Source organism: Aeromonas sp. 75A (assembly GCF_051919425.1).
GTDB lineage: Bacteria > Pseudomonadota > Gammaproteobacteria > Enterobacterales > Aeromonadaceae > Aeromonas > Aeromonas veronii.
Genome location: NZ_JBQBES010000002.1, coordinates 3701489 through 3720250 on the forward strand (window position 1 = coordinate 3701489; position 18762 = coordinate 3720250).

Annotated in this window: 16 protein-coding genes; 5 read left to right on the forward strand and 11 right to left on the reverse strand. The window is 57.8% G+C overall.

The genetic code is table 11. The features are described 5' to 3' along the window. Positions 1–11: 11 nt before the first annotated feature. Positions 12–1349, reverse strand: coding sequence for a D-serine transporter DsdX (dsdX, locus tag ACTG2T_RS17260; RefSeq protein WP_330124848.1), 1338 nt, complete (start codon positions 1347–1349; stop codon positions 12–14). Between the two features lie 223 nt (positions 1350–1572). On the opposite strand from dsdX, the gene dsdC reads away from it, so the two are divergent. Further along, positions 1573–2517 (forward strand): DNA-binding transcriptional regulator DsdC, encoded by a 945-nt coding sequence (dsdC, locus tag ACTG2T_RS17265; RefSeq protein ID WP_201904243.1) that lies wholly within the window; start codon positions 1573–1575, stop codon positions 2515–2517. A gap of 168 nt (positions 2518–2685) precedes the next feature. On the opposite strand, the gene ACTG2T_RS17270 is transcribed toward dsdC, so the two are convergent. From ACTG2T_RS17270 to ACTG2T_RS17280, 3 genes are all read right to left on the reverse strand, one after another. Continuing rightward, positions 2686–2862: a hypothetical protein gene (locus ACTG2T_RS17270; RefSeq protein ID WP_005337704.1), complete on the reverse strand. Its 177-nt coding sequence runs from the start codon at positions 2860–2862 to the stop codon at positions 2686–2688. Positions 2863–3173: 311 nt separating this feature from the next. Continuing rightward, the gene (locus ACTG2T_RS17275; RefSeq protein ID WP_005337703.1) at positions 3174–3623 is read right to left on the reverse strand and encodes a C40 family peptidase; all 450 of its coding nucleotides are present in this window, start codon (positions 3621–3623) and stop codon (positions 3174–3176) included. Between the two features lie 193 nt (positions 3624–3816). Then, on the reverse strand, positions 3817–4725 hold the full coding sequence (locus tag ACTG2T_RS17280) for a hydrogen peroxide-inducible genes activator (RefSeq protein WP_005337702.1): 909 nt from the start codon (positions 4723–4725) through the stop codon (positions 3817–3819). A 146-nt stretch (positions 4726–4871) separates the two neighbouring features. On the opposite strand from ACTG2T_RS17280, the gene ACTG2T_RS17285 reads away from it, so the two are divergent. Then, on the forward strand, positions 4872–5474 hold the full coding sequence (locus ACTG2T_RS17285) for a peroxiredoxin C (protein ID WP_005337701.1): 603 nt from the start codon (positions 4872–4874) through the stop codon (positions 5472–5474). A gap of 278 nt (positions 5475–5752) precedes the next feature. On the opposite strand, the gene ACTG2T_RS17290 is transcribed toward ACTG2T_RS17285, so the two are convergent. The 6 genes from ACTG2T_RS17290 to ACTG2T_RS17315 all read right to left on the reverse strand — a co-directional run bounded on the left by ACTG2T_RS17290 (position 5753) and on the right by ACTG2T_RS17315 (position 11949). Then, on the reverse strand, positions 5753–6718 hold the full coding sequence (locus ACTG2T_RS17290; protein WP_005337700.1) for an alpha-L-glutamate ligase-like protein: 966 nt from the start codon (positions 6716–6718) through the stop codon (positions 5753–5755). Positions 6719–6721: 3 nt separating this feature from the next. Beyond that, on the reverse strand, positions 6722–8260 hold the full coding sequence (locus ACTG2T_RS17295; RefSeq protein ID WP_005337699.1) for an inactive transglutaminase family protein: 1539 nt from the start codon (positions 8258–8260) through the stop codon (positions 6722–6724). Between the two features lie 3 nt (positions 8261–8263). Next, positions 8264–9052, reverse strand: coding sequence for an ATP-dependent zinc protease family protein (locus ACTG2T_RS17300; RefSeq protein WP_005337698.1), 789 nt, complete (start codon positions 9050–9052; stop codon positions 8264–8266). Between the two features lie 52 nt (positions 9053–9104). Then, complete coding sequence (gene cmoB / locus ACTG2T_RS17305) at positions 9105–10082, reverse strand: tRNA 5-methoxyuridine(34)/uridine 5-oxyacetic acid(34) synthase CmoB (RefSeq protein ID WP_013723597.1); 978 nt, start codon at positions 10080–10082, stop codon at positions 9105–9107. Continuing rightward, complete coding sequence (gene cmoA / locus ACTG2T_RS17310) at positions 10079–10825, reverse strand: carboxy-S-adenosyl-L-methionine synthase CmoA (RefSeq protein WP_005353159.1); 747 nt, start codon at positions 10823–10825, stop codon at positions 10079–10081. The genes cmoB and cmoA overlap by 4 nt, the downstream gene beginning before the upstream one ends. 275 nt (positions 10826–11100) lie before the next feature. Continuing rightward, positions 11101–11949, reverse strand: a complete 849-nt coding sequence (locus ACTG2T_RS17315; protein WP_107682322.1) for a DUF72 domain-containing protein — start codon at positions 11947–11949, stop codon at positions 11101–11103. A 162-nt stretch (positions 11950–12111) separates the two neighbouring features. On the opposite strand from ACTG2T_RS17315, the gene ACTG2T_RS17320 reads away from it, so the two are divergent. The 3 genes from ACTG2T_RS17320 to ACTG2T_RS17330 all read left to right on the forward strand — a co-directional run bounded on the left by ACTG2T_RS17320 (position 12112) and on the right by ACTG2T_RS17330 (position 15005). Further along, positions 12112–12363 (forward strand): FmdB family zinc ribbon protein, encoded by a 252-nt coding sequence (locus tag ACTG2T_RS17320; RefSeq protein ID WP_005337686.1) that lies wholly within the window; start codon positions 12112–12114, stop codon positions 12361–12363. A gap of 32 nt (positions 12364–12395) precedes the next feature. Continuing rightward, the gene (aspS, locus tag ACTG2T_RS17325; RefSeq protein ID WP_330124849.1) at positions 12396–14162 is read left to right on the forward strand and encodes an aspartate--tRNA ligase; all 1767 of its coding nucleotides are present in this window, start codon (positions 12396–12398) and stop codon (positions 14160–14162) included. A 102-nt stretch (positions 14163–14264) separates the two neighbouring features. Beyond that, complete coding sequence (locus ACTG2T_RS17330) at positions 14265–15005, forward strand: YebC/PmpR family DNA-binding transcriptional regulator (protein ID WP_005337681.1); 741 nt, start codon at positions 14265–14267, stop codon at positions 15003–15005. Between the two features lie 545 nt (positions 15006–15550). Here the strand turns inward: ACTG2T_RS17330 and adhE are convergent. Beyond that, complete coding sequence (gene adhE / locus ACTG2T_RS17335) at positions 15551–18217, reverse strand: bifunctional acetaldehyde-CoA/alcohol dehydrogenase (RefSeq protein ID WP_019446648.1); 2667 nt, start codon at positions 18215–18217, stop codon at positions 15551–15553. Between the last annotated feature and the right edge of the window lie 545 nt (positions 18218–18762).

The following is an 18762-nucleotide window of genomic DNA, read 5'->3' on the forward strand; positions in this document are numbered from 1 at the left end:
TCTCGGTCTTGTTACACGATATAGGAGAGCAGGAAGGTACCGGCCAGCGCCATCAGGGAGGCGACCAAGGTGGCGGTGGTGTAGTACTTGAGCGTTTCGTTCAGGGTGGCGCCGCAATACTGCTTGACCAGCCAGAACAGAGAGTCAGTCACCATGGTGCAGCCAATGGCACCGGAGCCGATGGCCAGGGTCATGATCTCCGGGCTGATGTTCGGGTAGTGCACCATGATGGGGGAGACGATGGCGGTGGCGCCCATCATGGCGACGGTGGCGGAGCCCACGGCGGCGTGTAGCACGATAGCCACCAGCCAGGCGAGCAGAATCGGGTGCATATCCAACTGTGAGAGGATAGTGGCCAGAGAGTCGCCCAGCCCGCTGGTTTTGAGCACCCCGTTGAAGGCGCCACCCGCACCGATGATGAGCAAAATGTTGGCGATGGAGGAGAAGCACTCCTCGGTCTTGTTAAGCAGTCCCTCCATCTTCATTTGCTGGCGGATCCCCAGCACGTAGTAGGCGGTGAAGGCAGCGATAAACATGGCGGTGATAGGGTTGCCGATAAACTCCAGCACGACATAGAGGTGGCTGACGTGCTCCATATTGAGCTCGGCGACCGTCTTGGCCAGCATCAGCAGGATGGGCAGCAGCACGGTAAAGAGCGAGGCGCTCAAGGTCGGGAGAGTTGCTTCATCGCGGGCTTTGATATCGGCAAAGGCGGCTGGCACTTCCTTAAACGGTACCCGATTGCCCAGCAGTTTGAGGAACAGGGGGCCGCCGATAAGCGAGGCAAAGAGGCCGACCGCCAGACCATAGACGATGACGGATCCCACATCGGCGCCCAGCTGATTGGTGACATAGAGGGCAGCAGGGTGCGGCGGCACTATGCAGTGCACGGCCATCAGGGCGGTGCAGAGCGGAATGGCCAGGGTCAGCAGCGAGGTGTTGGTCTTGCGGGCGATGGAGAAGGCCAGCGGGATCAGCAGTACCACGCCGACTTCGACAAACAGGGTGATGCCACATACCAGACCAACCAGCACCATGATGACATCCGGCGAGAGCCAGCGGCATCTCTGCAGGGCGAGGCCGATGCGTTCAGCCGCGCCAGACACCTCCATCATCTTGCCGAGTATGGTGCCAAGGCCGATGACGGCGGCGAGAAAGCCTAGCGTGCCGCCAATGCCCGCTTCCATGGCATTGACCATGTTGACCGGGTTCATCCCCATCAGGGTGCCGACATAGAAGCTCGCCAGCAGCAGGGCAAGAAAGGGGTGGATCTTGCCCTTCACTATGGTGACCACGATAAGAACGATGCTACTTAGCAAGGTAGCGATGACCCATACCTCTGAACTCATACTGCGCCTCGACATCTGTTGTGTGTGATTGTTTATGCGCTTATTGAATGAAAATGAGGCGGGGCTGACAAATGATGAAATCGACCACTTGGGTGATCTGAGGTGATGCAAAGGCGCTACATTGGTCACAATTTATCGAAATCACACTCTTTGGGTCTTTTGGTTTCATCCTGAAGGTGGCCTGTGGGTGTATCATTGGCGGCCATCGCGAAGAGGGGGATGAATGTATAACGGGGATAATTACATATCGCGCAACAAGCTGCTGAGTGGCTACCAGCTGGCCAAGCTGCACACCTTCGAGGCGGCCGCCCGCCACGGATCCTTTGCCATGGCGGCCGATGAGCTGTCGCTGAGTCCCAGTGCCGTGAGTCACCGGATCAGCGCGTTGGAAGAGGAGCTGGGGTTCAAGCTCTTTGAACGTTTTCACCGCAAGGTGGTACTGACGGCGGATGGTCAGCGGGTGTTCTGGGCGCTCAAATCCTCGCTGGAGTTCATCAATCAAGAGATCCTGGAGATCAAGAATCAGGAGCTCTCCGGTACCCTGACCATCTATTCGCGTCCCTCCATCGCCCAGTGCTGGCTGGTGCCCAGGTTGGCGGATTTCTCCCGCCTGCATCCGCAGATCGAGCTCAATATCATCACCGGTAACGAGAACATCAACCTGCATGGTTATGGCATCGATTTGACCCTCTATTTCGATGAGAAGAGCCCGGAGCGGCTTGCCATCCACCCGCTGATGGATGAGTTCATGCTGCCGGTCTGCAGCCCGGAATATGCCGAGCAGCACGGGCTTGTCGGCAATCCAGCCAACTTGTCCTTGTGCCGTTTGCTCCATGATCGGCAGGCATGGGGATTTGACTCGGATACCGACGAATGGAGCAGCTGGGCTCGCCACGCCGGGGTCAGCCTCGAGGCATGTCAGCTGAGCATGGGTTTTGATCGTTCGGATCTCGCCATCATCGCCGCCATGAATCACGCCGGGATCGCCATGGGGCGCAAGAATCTGGTGAGCAAGCGACTGGCACGCAACGAGCTGGTGGCCCCTTTTGCCGGGCTGGAGGTCAAGTGCGAGCAGCGTTATTACATGGCGACCCTGCCCAACCGCGAGTGCCCCAAGATCCAGGCCTTTATCGACTGGGCACAGGGGATGGCGGCCGAGATGGAATGAACCGAGGCCGGTGCGCAAGAGCAAAATGAAGATGGTAAAGCGCGAGTGAACGAAGGTAGCGGTGTAACGTAGCGGGAAAATTGGGGGAGAGGGGTTGGCTGATGGTGGTTGGTCGCGAGTGGCCTTGCTGCCAACACCAGGTGGCTGGCAGCAAGGCAACGGTCGGGATCAGGTGGTCTTTTCCAGATGGTTCTGGTAAATCTGCTGCCACTTGTCCAGTTCGTTTTCATCACCCTGCTGCTGCCAGAACTCGCAGATGGAACTCGCCATCTCGCATGCCATGGCGTGGTCACCGTCACGGCGACTCATCAGGTATTGCCCCAGCCAGCTTTGATACTGTTTCATTGCACGATCTCCTTATCTATTTAACCCTTGATACTGCAGCTGTGGGCCACCCGTCCGGCAGTGTCGCGCCACACTCCACTTTCGCCGCGCGCTGCTTGTTATTGCCTCGCTTGTTGTCAATCAGGACAGAGAGCGTATGAGAAAAAGGCGAAAGTGTTAAAAATTGGCCACTACCTTATCACAAAATGGTGTGATATGCAGGCTTTGGGGCCAATTGAGTTATAAGCGCGGGTTGTGTGTCCCGACATAGCGACAGGGATTGACGGAGAGTATCGGCACGCAACTTGTGCCGCAAGCAGGCGTTTGAGCGGTTACTGGGTCACCCGACGTGCCTGCCAGTAGCGACTGTTCCAGTAGACGTTGTCGAGGCGGGAGCGGATCACTCCCTTGCTGGTGGAGGCGTGAATAAACTCGCCGGCACCTGTGTAGACCCCCACATGGTACTGTTGCCAGCCGGTTTTGAAGAAGACCAGATCCCCGTGTTGCAGCCGGTAGCGATCCACCGGTTTGCCAATGCTGGCCTGAGATTCGGTGGTTCTTGGCAGGTTGAAGCCCAGCACCTGACTGTAGGCGAGCTGGGTGAAGGCGGAGCAGTCGAGCCCGGCGCGGCTGGCGCCGCCCATGCGGTAAGGGACACCGCGCCACTGTTGGTAGAAGCCATCAAAGGCACTGCTCTGCCGGGGGGCCGGAGGCGGCTCCGGCGTGCTGGAACAGGCGGCCAGCAGCAGAGTCAGCAGGGATAGCAGCAGCTTGCGATACATCGGGCTCTCTCCACGGACGGGTCTACCAAACGAGACATTTATCGAGCGCCATATCCTGCCAAATCGCTCTAGCGGCAGGAGGGCACGCGACAACTTTTCCATCATAAACAGGGATCTGGCTCCAGACCTAGTCTCCGATAGGAAAAATGTGGCGGGGAACTGAAAAACGCCAGCCGAGGGCTGGCGTTTGTTGTCACTCGTTGTGGCTGATCAGCGGTTTAAGCAGCTCGGCCAGCTTGTAGAAGGTCTGCACCCGGGTGGTGCTGGGGCGCCAGACCAGACCGATCTCGCGATAGGAGGTCTCTCCCGGCAGCGGGATGGCCACCAGATCGGAGTTGGCAAGAATGCCGGCATCGATGGCCATCTGCGGCAGGAAGGTGGTGCCAAGACCCGCTTCCACCATCTGTACCAGGGTGTGCAGGCTGGTGGCGGCGAACGGGTTGATCTTGCTCTTGTCCCGCAGGCGGCAGGCGCTCACTGCGTGTTCGGTGAGGCAGTGCTCCCGCTCCAGCAGGAAGATGCTCTGGTTGGGCAGCTCCTTGTAGTCGAACGGGGTATGCAGACCGGCCGCCATGCTGGCGGGCATCACCATGTGGAACGGATCCTGGCCGACGGTCTTGCAGTGAAATCCCCCGATCTCGATGGGCAGGGCGAGGATCAGCAAGTCGAGCTGACCCTGTTCCAGCTGCTTGAGCAGATTGCTGGTGGTGTCTTCACGCAGCAACAATTCGAGGTCAGGATAGGTTTTGCTGCACTCTTTCAGCAGCTTGCTCAGCAGGAAGGGGGCGATGGTGGGAATGCAGCCCAGACGTACCGTCCCCTGCATCACGCCGCCCTGATGTTGCCCGAGTTCCATGAGATCCCGCGCATCGGAGAGCAAATTGCGAGCGCGCTCGACGATTTCCATGCCGACCGGGGTCATAATGAAGCTCTTGTGGTCCCGCTCCACCAGTTGCAGGTTCATCATGTCCTCCAGCGTCTGGATCCCGGTACTCAGGGTCGACTGGCTGACATGACAGGCCTTGGCGGCGCGGTTGAAGTTCTTGTGCTCATCGAGAGCGACCAGATATTGCAGCTGTTTGAGGCTGGGCCAACGTTGCATAGAAAAACCCGATTAATGCTATCTATTTAATTTGATTTAACTAATCTACCACCGGGTCTATAGTTTGTCGCTTGAATTAGATGGACTTGGCTCTAGGTAGCCCAATCCTCACCGGATTGTTCACTTCACATAAAGAGGAATTGAATATGGTATTGGTAGGCCGTCCCGCACCCGATTTTACCGCCGCAGCTGTTCTGGGTAATGGCGAGATCGTTGATTCATTCAACCTGTCATCCCACATCAAAGGCAAAGCTGCCGTTGTCTTCTTTTATCCGCTCGATTTCACCTTCGTCTGCCCGTCCGAGCTGATTGCCTTCGATCACCGTTATGAAGAGTTCCAGAAGCGTGGCGTGGAAGTGATCGGTGTTTCCATCGATTCCCAGTTCTCCCACAATGCATGGCGCAACACCAAAGTGGAAGATGGCGGTATCGGTCAGGTCAAGTACCCGCTGATCGCCGACGTGAAACACGAAATCTGCAAAGCCTATGACGTTGAGCATCCGGAAGCCGGCGTGGCGTTCCGTGGCTCCTTCCTGATCGACAAAAACGGTGTTGTTCGTCACCAGGTAGTCAACGATCTGCCGCTGGGCCGCAACATCGACGAGATGCTGCGCATGGTCGATGCCCTGCAATTCCACGAAGAGCACGGCGAAGTGTGCCCGGCTCAGTGGGAAAAAGGCAAAAAAGGTATGCAAGCCTCTCCGGACGGCGTTGCCAAGTACCTGTCCGAGAATGCTGACTCCCTGTAATCGGGCTGCACTCTCCTTGAAGAACCGGCGTCTTGGCGCCGGTTTTTTTATACCTGAGATTTATTCATCCCCTGACATAGTGCCACACTCTTCTCGTTCCATCGTTCCATCGTTCCATCGTTCCATCGTTCCATCGCTATTCCAAGCAGCCGTTCGCTGGCGTACTCGTTGTTTCGAAATGAGGTGCTGATCCGAATGGCTGGGTGGGGGGATATGCCGACAGACAATTGCCATAAAAAAAGCGCGCCACAGGCGCGCTTAGTTCACAAGCGAAGAAGTTATTCCTCAAAGATCCCGAAGTGATCCTTGGCGAAATTGACTCGCTGCTCCACGTTCATCTTCACCTGGCCCAGCTTCTCGATAGTCTTGAGATTGGGCACCAGGCCGCGACCGTTGGCGATCTGGATGGCAAGACCGGGACGGGCGTTGAGCTCCAGCAGCATGGGGCCGCGGAACTTGTCCAGCACCATGTCAGTACCGATATAGCCTAGACCCGACATCTCGTAGCAGGAGGCGGCCAGAGTTAGCAGGGTATCCCAGTGTGGGACCTTGAGCTCATAGAGATCGAGGCCGGTGTCCGGGTGGTGGCGCAGCGGATTGCCAAACTGCACTGCCCGCAGGGCACGACCGGTACGCAGGCACAGACCCACCCCCACGGCGCCCTGGTGCAGATTCGCCTTGCCGTCGGAGGCTGCGGTGGAGAGGCGCATCATCGCCATCACTGGGAACCCCTTGAAGATGATGACCCGGGCATCGGGTACCCCTTCGAAAGAGTAGCCGTCGAACACATCATCGAAGTTGATAAGGCCTTCGACCAGTGCCACGTCGGGCTTGCCGCCGAGGGAATAGAGCCCCGCCAGAATGTTGGAGACATGGCGCTCCAGATCCTGACCGTTGGAGGCGCTGCCGTTGGGTTTATAGAAGAGGCCATCTTCCTGACGCAGGATCACCAGGATCCCCTTGCCGCCCGAGCCACGGGCCGGCTTGATGCAGAAGCCCGGCCAATCTTTTACCAGCTCGGTGATGCGACCTACATCGTGCTGGGCACGGATGGTACCGATCAGCTCAGGCACGGTGACCCCTGCATCCAGCGCAATTTGCTTGGTCTGCAGCTTGTCATCCACCAGCGGATAGAGGCTGCGCGGATTGTAGCGGCTGATGTAGGAGTGGTTGCGCTTGTTCATGCCGAGGATACCTGATTGGGACAGGCTCCACGGGGTGGTGTATTTTTCCCAGAACCACATCGGTTACTTGTCCTTACCCGGGGTGACGCCAGATTTCATCTCGTCCACCAGCGGCTTGAAGCGCTTCAATTCGCTCAGCTTGTAGCCGGTGTAGTTACCCATCAACAGCACGGTCGCCATCAGCACCAGCTGCAGGCCGAGGAAGTTGAAGGTGAGGTGACGAATAAGCTCGTTATCCATGGCCAGATAGGCGATGACGGCAACCAGCAGAGAGCCGCCGCCCTGGCGGAACACCTCTTTCGGGCCCTCTTCTTCCCACAGGATGGACATCCGTTCGATGGTCCAAGAGAGGATGATCATCGGGAAGAAGGTGATCTTCATGCCGTCGGTCAGCCCCAGCTTGAAGGCGAACGCGGAGAAGATACCGATCATCGAGATAACCATGATGATGATGGCCGATATTCGGGCGACCAGCAGCAGGTTAAGCCGAGACAGATAGGAGCGAATGATGAGACCGGTGCCGACGATCAGCAGGAAGCCGATGAGACCGGTGACCAGCGAGGTCTGGATAAAGGCGACCGCGATCAACACCGGCATAAAGGTACCTGAGGTCTTGATCCCCACCAGAACCCGCAGGAACACCACCATCAGCACGCCGATCGGGATCAGCAGCAAGCCCTTGAACAGGGTCTGCTCTTCCAGCGGCAGGCTGTGGATGGAGAAGTTCATCATCTCTGATTTTTCGAACTTCTGCGCCAGTGCCACGCTAACCGGCTGCTCCTGCTCGATCATCGAGAAGCTGACACGGGAGTTGTGACCACCGGTCACGTCCAGCAGGGCGCCGGAGTTATATTCCCACAGCAGCAGGTTGGCCGGACGACCCTGTTCACCGGTTTGCGGGTTGAACAGCTTGTAGTCGGTCGGGCTGTTGAATACCTGCAGGTAATCCACCAGCTCCTGACGACGGCGGCCATCTTCCAGATTCAGGGCATGCACCACGCGGGTCGGCACGTCAGCATTGTTGAGCAGCTCGGCGATCAGGTTGGCGCGGCTCTTGTGCTTTTTCAGCAGCTCGGCGTTCTGCTCCTGCTTCTCGATCTCCTTGATGATCTCGCGAGTCAGGGTGTAGCCATCGGCAGAGCGCTCCTGTGCCCGCTCGAGGATCTGCTTCATCGCGGTGGCGTAAGGCTCACTCTCGATCTGCTTCTCGATGGCAGGCGGCTGCGGATTGGCGGCCGGTTTGGCGTGGGCATCCGCCATCATGTCGACGCGGTAGTAGAGCTCCTGACGGCCGGAGGCGGTGCGGATGGACCACTCGGCGCGGGCATCGCCATCTTTCTCGACAAAGGAGAGGCCGTAGCCCGGGCTGGCGGCGTTCTCGTTCATCAGGGTGAAACCGGGCTGGGTGCCCGGAATGGCCAGAGAGGCGATCACCGGCTCACCGGTCGCCTCAAACTCCAGCTTGGCTTCGATGGACCAGATCTGGCGCTTTTCACCGGGCGTCAGCGGCACATCCAACGCGATATGGTGATAGATCGTCATCCCCAGGCCGACAATGTACAGCAGGGCTACCAGCAAATAGAACGGCTTACGGGAAACCATGGATTATTTCACATCCTTGAGCTTGGGTTTGGGTTGGATATATTCGCGGGCCACATCAACCACGGCGATGTCTTTCAAAAATTCGCGACCCAGCAGCACAGGGAAGGTCATGTCGCTACGGTCTTTCAGGGTAAATTCGGCTTTCTCGGTCATGTCGCCAATGCGCACGGCCAGACGCACCACCGGACGGCGGTCCAGATCGTCGGCAGAGGCCTGACGCACCCGTACATGGCGTACCAGCGGCGCTTCGATCTGGATCTTGTCGTCCACTTCCTGATGGCTCAGGAAGAAGCGCACCCAGTTTTTGCCGTTGCGCTCGAAAATAGTGATCTCCTGCGCACTGATGGAGGAGGTGGTCGCACCGGTATCGACCCGCGCCTGGAAGGCGTCGTTGGCAGCATCAACCCAGATCCACTCGGCTTCACCGACCATCAGCTTGCCATCGATGGTGTGACCCTGATTGGGGGCCGGGCACTTCTCGGTGGGGATGGCCATCGGCTTGGGCGGCTCGGAGGGGAGGGTGGCGAGCTTGTGGTCTACTTGCTTGACGGACTCTTTCATATTGGTGACATCTGTGTTGAGCTGAACCAGCAGGTGCTGTTGCTGCACATACTGCTTCTGTTGCTGTTCCATGGATGTTTGCAGGCGTTGCTCGCTCTGGCTCAGCTCGCTACGAAGCTCGGCCAGCGTCAGAGCAGGGACCTGAGGCGCTTTTTCCATATTGACACACCCGCCGAGACTAAGCAGGGAGAGCAGGGTCATTCCTTTTAATTTGCTTTTCATGTCATTCATTTAACTGTGCTTCCTGGAATTGGGTCAGTGTAACTTCCTGAATCGCCATCGGCTAGTCTTTGGCCTTGCGGGCAATCAGTACGGCACGTTTCGGCGCCGGGTGTCCTTCTACCGTGAGTGCCGGATTGTCTGGATCCAGATAGTCACTCAGGGATTCATTAATCATCCAGTCGGTACGACGCTGTTCGTCGGTGCTGGTCATATTCTCGTCTACTATCCGCACGTCGGTGAAGCCGCAGCGCTCGACCCACAGCTTGAGGGCGCGGCTTGAGGGAATAAACCAGACGTTGCGCATCTTGCCGTAACGATCGGTGGGCATCAGCACGTCGTTGACCCCGCCGTCAATCACCAGCGTCTCCAGCACCAGCTCGCCATCATCTTTCAATTGATTGCGCAGCTGCTCGATGTGCTCGATGGGGGATTTGCGGTGATAGAGCACCCCCATGGAGAAGACGGTGTCAAAGGCACGCAGCTCCGGCAGCTCCTGAATACCGAGCGGCAGCAGGTGGGCGCGCTGATCATTGCCCGCGAAGTGGCGAATGGCCTCGAACTGGCAGAGGAACAGCGGGCTAGGGTCGATGCCGACCGCCAGCTTGGCCCCTTCACCCACCATGCGCCAGAGGTGGTAGCCGCTGCCGCAACCCACATCCAGCACGTAACGCCCTTCGAGCGGGCTGATATGGGGCAGCACCCGATCCCACTTCCAGTCAGAGCGCCACTCGGTGTCGATGTGGATGCCGTGCACGGTGAACGGCCCCTTGCGCCAGGGCATGAAGTGGCGCAGCAGGCTCTCGACCTTCTTGCGTTCACCTTCGCCAAGGCTCTCGGCCGAGCCAATCTCGACCCGGCTTTTCAGCTCGATGTTGCCGGGGGAGACCACCGGTAGCTTGTTGAGGGCGCGGTTCCAGCGCGGCAGGTCGCCATGCTGGTTGTCATGTTGCCAAGCATGCAGTTGGGCGGGCAGGGTATGCAGCCAGTGGCTCAGCCGGTTTTTGGCAATCAGTTGATAGAAATTGGCAAAGTCGATCATGGCTGGGCGTCGCTGGATTTGATGGCAATCATGGAGCCGAAGTTGAAGCACTGGAACCAGAGATCCTGATGGACGAAACCGGCATCCCGCAGGCGCGCCTGATGCACCGGCAGGCTGTCGGTGCGCATCACGTTCTCAAGGGCGGTGCGTTTCTGGCTGATCTCCAGCTCGCTGTAGCCATTGGCCCGCTTGAAGTCGAGATGCAGATCGATGAGCAGCTCGTTGACCGGTTCATCTTCGAAGCGGAACTTTTCGCTCAGGATCAGGATCCCGCCCGGGCGCAGACCATCGTGAATGCGCTGGATCAGGGCGGCCCGTTTCTCTGGTTCGACAAATTGCAGGGTGAAGTTGAGCACCACCACTGAGGCGTTCTCGATCTCGATGTCGCAGATATCTGCTTCCACCAGCTCCACCGGCACCTCGGATTTGAAACCGGAGAGGTGGGCGCGGGCGCGCTCGATCATCGGATGGGAGAGATCCACCGCGGTGATGCGGCAGCCGGGCTGGCTGACATGGCGACGCATCGCCTGGGTCGCGGCGCCCAGTGAGCAGCCAAGATCATAGAGTCGGCTCTCGGGTTGGGCGTAGCGGGCGGCCATCATGCCGATGGCAGAGATGATGTTACTGTAACCCGGCACCGAGCGCTGGATCATATCGGGAAACACGTCGACGACCTGTTCGTCAAAACAGAAGTCTCCCAATCGGGCGATCGGGGCGGCAAAAATTTGATCTTTGGTATGCATGCTGGCGCAACCTGACAGTCGGGACATCACCCGGCTGTATTGTTCAATTGAGTCGTTGGGTGACACCCATCAGAGTAGATTTATCACCTGTTTACGAACGGGGTGGCTGGTCATGAAATCCTTTGGACCTGTCCTGTTCGTACGGGCCATGTTCCGGACCCTTACTTGGGGCGGTAGTGTAGAGGATTGATGGCCGTTTGTCTTGACGCCAGGGCTTGCCACGCCACAAAAAAGCACTTTTTTTGCAGCGAAACGATGGCCGCAGAATGGGTTGGCTAAAAGCGCAGCACTCCCTGCCGTGCGCGATCGTTTTCCCCCGGCCAGGGGGCCATCTCCTGCTCCAGCAAGCGGGTGATCTGACGGGCCAGCTCAGGTGCCTGGGCGTTGTCGGCAGTATGTATATAGAGGTAGAGATCTTTCCCCTCCGCGAGCCACTGGCGCCAGTGGGGGAGCCAGCTGGGCAGGAAGGGGTGATTGGCCGCCGGATCCGGAAGGCCGATAAAGCGCACCATGGGGGCGTTGGCGGTGGCCAGCAGATGCACCGGCAGGCGCGGTTTCTTGCCCTGGGCATCGACAAGGGCTGGCGTGGTTGCTGGCACCGAGAAGAGTGGCCGGCTGTCGAGCATCACCCGGTTGATGCCTTGTTCCATGAGCAGCCGGTTCAATGCACGCTCGGCCTCCCCCTTGGCGAAGAAGTCGGGGTGGCGCACTTCGAGGGCGTAGCGAAACGCCCGTGGCAGCCGCTCGATAAAGGCCGCCAGTCTGGCCAGCCCCTGTGGCCCGAAACGGGCGGGCAACTGCAGGGTGAGCAGCCCCAGCTTGTCGTGCAGCGGGGCGAGCAGGCGAATAAAGTCGGCGACTTGTTTGTCTGCGCTCACCAGATCGCTCTGGTGGCTGATGGTTTGCGGAAATTTGAAGTTGAAACGAAAGTGATCGGGCACCGCATCGGCCCAGCGCTGTACCGTGTCCGGTGTCGGCAGGGCGTAGAAGGTGGTGTTACCCTCCACCGAGTTGAAGACGGTCGCGTAGTGGGCGAGGTGTTCGGCAGGCTTGGCGCCAAGGCCCAGCAACTGGCCGGGCCAGCTGGGGTGGGACCACTGCGGCAGGCCCAAATAGAGGCTCATGATGGCTATTCTCTTCGCTCTTGGTGCATTCGTGCCGATTTTTTGCCCGCTTTTTGCCATCGAGTGCAAAAAACTGGCGAAAGGAGGCTGCTGGCCATTTTACCCAAAAGGGGGTTTTCCTCTATAATGCCAGCCCTTTTGTTTTTCAATTTCTTGTGACCCATGCCTATCTACGAATATCGTTGCGACGTCTGTGGCCATGAATTGGCAAAACTGCAAAAGCTTTCCGATGCCCCCCTGACCGACTGTCCGGCCTGTAGCAAGCCGAATCTGGTCAAGCTGATATCGGCGGCAGGCTTCCGGCTCAAGGGAACCGGATGGTACGAGACTGATTTCAAACCGGGTAAGAAAAAGAATCTGGCCAGCTGTGAGACAGACGGTGCTTGCCAGTCGTGCCCGGCGGCCCAAGGTTAACCGTCTCTCTACAATTTCGAAGGAAGAAGTCCATGCGCTCTATCTATTGCGGACAGGTCAATGAGGCCCATGCAGGGCAGACCATTACATTGTGCGGTTGGGTTCATCGTCGTCGTGATCTCGGCGGTCTGATCTTTATCGATATGCGCGACCGGGAAGGGATCGTTCAGGTGTTCTTCGATCCGGACAAGCCGGACGCGTTCGCCCTGGCCTCCGAGCTGCGCGGCGAGTTCTGCATCCAGGTGACCGGCGTGGTGCGCACCCGTCCCGAGTCCCAGCGCAACAGCGACATGGCCACTGGCGCCATCGAAGTGTTCGCCCACGAACTCAACATCATCAACCGTGCCGAGCCGCTGCCGCTGGACTTCAATCAGGTCAACAGCGAAGAGATCAGCCTCAAGTATCGCTACCTGGATCTGCGTCGTCCCGAGATGGCCAAGTACCTGAAGACCCGTGCCAAGGCCAGCGCCTTCGTACGCCGCTTCATGGACGAGCACGGCTTCCTCGATATCGAGACCCCGATGCTGACCAAGGCCACCCCGGAAGGTGCCCGTGACTATCTGGTGCCGAGCCGCGTGCACAAGGGCAAGTTCTACGCTCTGCCGCAATCTCCCCAGCTGTTCAAGCAACTGCTGATGATGTCCGGCTTCGACCGTTACTACCAGATCGTCAAGTGCTTCCGTGACGAAGACCTGCGTGCCGACCGCCAGCCGGAATTCACCCAGATCGACGTGGAGACCTCCTTCATGACCGCGCCGCAAGTGCGTGAAGTGATGGAAGAGATGATCCGCAAACTGTGGCTGCACATCCTGAACGTGGATCTGGGCGACTTCCCGATCATGACCTTCGACGAAGCCATGCGTCGTTACGGCTCCGACAAGCCGGACCTGCGTCTGCCGATGGAGCTGGTCGATGTGGCTGATCTGCTGACTGCCGTCGAGTTCGCCGTGTTCGCCGGCCCTGCCAACGATCTGAAAGGCCGCGTGGCAGCCCTGAAAGTACCGGGCGGTGCCGAGCTCTCCCGCAAGCAGATCGACGAATACACCAAGTTTGTCGGCATCTACGGTGCCAAGGGCCTGGCCTGGATGAAGGTCAACGAAGCCGCCAATGGTATCGAAGGCGTGCAGTCTCCGGTTGCCAAGTTTCTCTCTGACGCCATCGTGCGCGAGATCCTGGCCCGTGCCGGCGCTGCCGACGGCGACATCATCTTCTTTGGCGCTGACAGCAAGAAAGTGGTCTGCGATGCCATGGGCGCCCTGCGTCTGAAAGTGGGTCGCGATCTGGGTCTGCTGGAGAACAGCTGGAAACCGCTGTGGGTTATCGACTTCCCGATGTTCGAGGAAGATGGTGAAGGTGGTCTGGCCGCCATGCACCACCCGTTCACCGCGCCGAGCAACATGAGCCCGGCCGAGCTGAAAGCCAACCCTGTGGGTGCTTACGCCAACGCCTACGACATGGTGATCAACGGCTACGAAGTGGGTGGCGGCTCTGTCCGTATCCATAACAGCGAGATGCAATCCACCGTGTTCGACATCCTGGGTATCACCCCGGCCGAGCAGCGCCTGAAGTTCGGCTTCCTGCTGGATGCGCTGAAGTACGGTACCCCGCCGCACGCCGGTCTGGCCTTCGGTCTTGACCGTCTCAGCATGCTGCTGACCGGCACCGAGAACATTCGGGACGTCATCGCCTTCCCGAAAACGACCGCGGCTGCCTGTCTGATGACAGACGCCCCCAGCCTTGCCAACGCCGCCCAACTGGGTGAGCTGGCGATTGCAACCACCATCAAGGGCGACGAGTAAGCCGATACCGGCACCGGAGGCCGCCGCCGTGCGGCCTCTGTGTTTCCCTTGGGTTAGTCATGATCAGTGTTACTGACATTTAAAAAATAACGGAGAGTCTCTATGGCAGGTCACAGTAAATGGGCCAACATCAAACACCGCAAGGCCGCTCAGGACGCCAAGCGTGGCAAGATCTTCACCAAGCTGATCCGCGAAATCACTACCTCCGCGCGTCTGGGTGATGCCGATCCGGCCAACAACCCGCGTCTGCGTGCTGCGGTGACTGCCGCCCTGACCAACAACATGACCCGCGACACCATCAACCGTGCCATTCAGCGTGGCGCTGGTGGTGGCGATGGTGAACAGCTCGAGACCATCGTATACGAAGGTTACGGCCCGGCTGGCTCTGCCGTGATGGTAGAGTGCCTGACCGACAACCGTAACCGTACCGTAGCCGAAGTGCGCCACGCCTTCAGCAAGTGCGGTGGCAACCTGGGTACCGACGGCTCCGTCGCCTATCTGTTCAGCAAGAAAGGTCTGCTGACCTTCGTTGGGGTAGACGAAGATGCCCTGATGGATGCCGCGCTGGAAGCAGGCGCCGATGACGTGGTCACCGAAGAGGATGGCACCATCGAGGTGTACACCACCCCGAACGACTTCGGTACCGTGCTGGACGGTCTGGAAGCTGCCGGCTTCAAGGCCCAGAGCGCCGAAGTGACCATGATCCCCTCCACCGAAGCGGAGCTGGATGCAGAGACTGCACCCAAGCTGATGCGTCTGATCGACATGCTGGAAGATCTGGACGATGTGCAAGAGGTTTACCACAACGGCTCCATCTCCGATGAAGTCGCTGCGACCCTCTGATCGCTGAATTGTGCTCTCCCGATGGCAGCCAGATGGCTGCCATTTTTTTATCTTTGCATCGTGGCAACTGCTGATGTGTCGGTTGCGCAACTGGTGCTGCAACTCTCTTCACTGACAGTCTTTCCCGCTTTCTCTGCGCATTATCATTGCTCTATTCATGCCAGTCGGTTGGCCCTGTACGTACGCCAGTCGGCAGTTCTGCAGCATTGCGTTAGCGATGCTCCGCTTATTCTGTTTATCACTCCTTTAGCTCTGTAGATGGGGTTCACTGCTCGCAACGACCCGTCAGGATAATTGCGTTGCGGGTAGGGGAGAGGAGGTGATGGGGCGTGCTCTTGTTATCACAGGGGCCCATCAATACAGAGTCACAGGTTGGGATGTCGATAACGGATTGGCTGGGGCGAGTTGGGTGGTTGGTTGGTTGGTTGGTTGGTCTGGAAGATAGGTGCTGCACTTGCGCAGTCGTCAGGGAGATGATGGCTGTGATTAGTAGCAGATAAAAAAAGCCCGCGCAGTGCGCGGGCTTGTTATCTCAGGACTGGTTATCAGGCCTTGGATTTCTTCTTGCCTTCAACCTTGGCTTCAACCGGGGCAGCAGTTACCGGAGCGGCTTCGGTGAACGGACGACCGTAGTAGGAGTCCAGCAGAACCTGCTTCAGCTCGCTGATCAGCGGGTAGCGCGGGTTGGCGCCGGTGCACTGGTCATCGAAGGCTTCGATAGCCAGCTGGTCAACCTTGGCCAGGAAGTCAGCTTCAGTCACGCCAGCTTCGCGGATAGAGGCCGGGATACCCAAGGTAGCCTTCAGCTCGTCCAGCCAGGTCAGCAGCTTCTCGATCTTGGCTGCGGTGCGGTCACCGGCAGCAGTCAGACCCAGGTGGTCAGCGACTTCGGCATAACGACGACGAGCCTGCGGACGGTCGTACTGGGAGAACGCAGTCTGCTTGGTCGGGTTGTCGTTCGCGTTGTAGCGGATGACGTTGCTGATCAGCAGGGCGTTAGCCAGACCGTGCGGAATGTGGAACTCGGCACCCAGTTTGTGAGCCATGGAGTGGCACACACCCAGGAAGGCGTTGGCGAACGCGATACCGGCGATGGTGGCAGCATTGTGCACCTTCTCGCGAGCGATCGGGTCGTTGGCACCGTTCTGGTAGCTGGATGGCAGGTACTCTTTCAGCATTTTCAGGGCTTGCAGCGCCTGACCGTCGGAGTACTCGTTAGCCAGTACGGAAACATAGGCTTCCATGGCGTGAGTCACGGCATCGATACCACCGAAGGCACACAGGGACTTCGGCATACCCATGACCAGGTTGGCATCAACGATGGCCATGTTCGGGGTCAGCTCGTAGTCAGCCAGCGGATACTTCTGACCAGACACTTCATCGGTTACTACCGCAAACGGAGTGACTTCAGAGCCGGTACCGGAAGTGGTGGTGATACAGACCAGTTCGGCCTTCACGCCCATTTTCGGGAACTTGTAGATACGCTTGCGGATGTCCATGAAGCGCATGGCCAGATCTTCGAACGCAGTGTTCGGGTGCTCGTACATCACCCACATGATCTTGGCCGCATCCATCGGTGAACCACCGCCCAGCGCCAGGATAACGTCCGGTTTGAAGGAGTTGGCCATCTCGGCACCCTTGCGAACCACAGCCAGGGTCGGGTCAGCTTCTACTTCGTAGAACACTTCCACTTCCATATTCTGTGCTTTCAGCAGGCTGACCAGTTCATCGGCGTAGCCGTTGTTGAACAGGAAGCGGTCGGTCACGACCATGGCACGCTTTTTACCTTCCAGGTCGCTCAGAGCGATCGGCAGGGAACCACGACGGAAGTAGATGGATTTCGGAAGTTTGTGCCACAGCATGTTTTCTGCCCGTTTTGCGACTGTCTTCTTGTTGATCAGGTGCTTCGGACCCACGTTTTCGGAGATGGAGTTACCACTCCAGGAGCCGCAACCCAGGGTCAGGGACGGTGCCATTGCGAAGTTGTACAGGTCACCGATACCGCCTTGGGTAGACGGAGTGTTGATCAGGATACGCGCGGTCTTCATCTTGTCGCCGAAGTACTTGATGCGGTCAGCGTTGCGATCCTGGTCGGTGTACAGACCTGAGGTGTGGCCGATACCACCGATGTTGACCATGTCACAGGCCATATCAACGGCGTTTTCGAAGCTGCTTGCACGGAACATACCGAGCAGCGGGGACAATTTCTCGTGAGCAAACTCGTCTTCTGCACACAGCTTGACGCCTTCACCGATCAGGATCTTGGTATCAGCCGGTACAGTCACACCTGCCATCTCGGCAATCTTGGTAGCCGGCTGGCCAACGATGTTGGCGTTCAGGGCACCGTTGATCAGGATGACTTTACGGACCTTGTCTGCATCTTCTTTGGAGAGCACGTGGCCCTTGTGGGATGCAAAGCGCTCTTTAACCTGGTCGTAGATGGCATCAACAACGATGACCGCCTGCTCGGAAGCACAGACCACGCCGTTATCGAAAGTCTTGGACATCAGGATGGAGGCAACGGCACGCTTCACGTCGGCGGTTTCGTCGATAACGATAGGTACGTTACCGGCACCCACACCGATAGCAGGCTTACCGGAGGAGTAGGCTGCTTTCACCATGCCCGGGCCACCGGTGGCCAGGATCAGGTTGATGTCTTCGTGCTTCATCAGGGCGTTGGAGAGCTCAACAGACGGTTGGTCGATCCAGCCGATGATGTCTTTCGGTGCACCGGCGGCAACAGCGGCATCCAGTACCAGCTTGGCAGCGGTATTGGTGGAGTTCTTGGCGCGGGGGTGCGGGGAGAAGATGATGGCGTTGCGGGTCTTGAGCGCGATCATGGATTTGAAGATCGCAGTGGAGGTCGGGTTGGTGGTCGGAACGATACCACAGATGATACCTACCGGCTCGGCGATGGTGATGGTACCCATCTGATCATCTTCGCTCAGAATGCCGCAGGTCTTCTCGTCTTTGTACTTGTTGTAGATGTATTCGGAGGCGAAGTGGTTCTTGATAACCTTGTCTTCGATGATACCCATACCGGATTCTTCCACGGCCATCTGGGCCAGGGGGATACGGGCGTTGTTGGCGGCCAGGGCGGCGGCACGGAAGATCTTGTCTACCTGCTCTTGAGAGAAGCTGGCGAATTCACGCTGGGCTTCCTTAACGCGGGCGACCAGTGCATCCAGTTCAGCCAAATTGGTTACTGCCATGTTTATCTCCTGATTATTTGAAAACTGTTTAGTAAGACGTTGGCAATGCCCGGCAATTATAGTCGCCCTGTCAAGACGGTATCGTTGCAACAGCTTTTTCACATGCCTTACTAAATCGCTTTCTGAGTCGATTATAGAGCGGGGCTGACTCAGAAAAACTTGATCTGGATCATGTGTAACAAAAGAACAAAAGAAATTTTATTTCACAATCCTTGTTTGACTGATGTTATCGGAATGTGCATCAAAGGGAAAGATGAGAGACTTGTTAATGCATGGTAATAAACCACATTTATCAAGTGGTTAATTGCACTCAGCCATAGTGTTACAGAGCTATTTTGGCGGTATAGGTTAGCGAATATGAGTGAATTGGTTTCAAAATCACCGACAAACGCACTTTATTCCAGCGTTTGTTGCAAAAATGATTGTTGTTTTAATCCATGACTAATCCGCTTTATTCCCCGAGGGGGCCATTTCTGCCCCCTTTCCCGGTTTTTGCATTGTGGCTCTCTTGCCGAGTCAATGAAGTGATGTCTGGCCTGAAATAG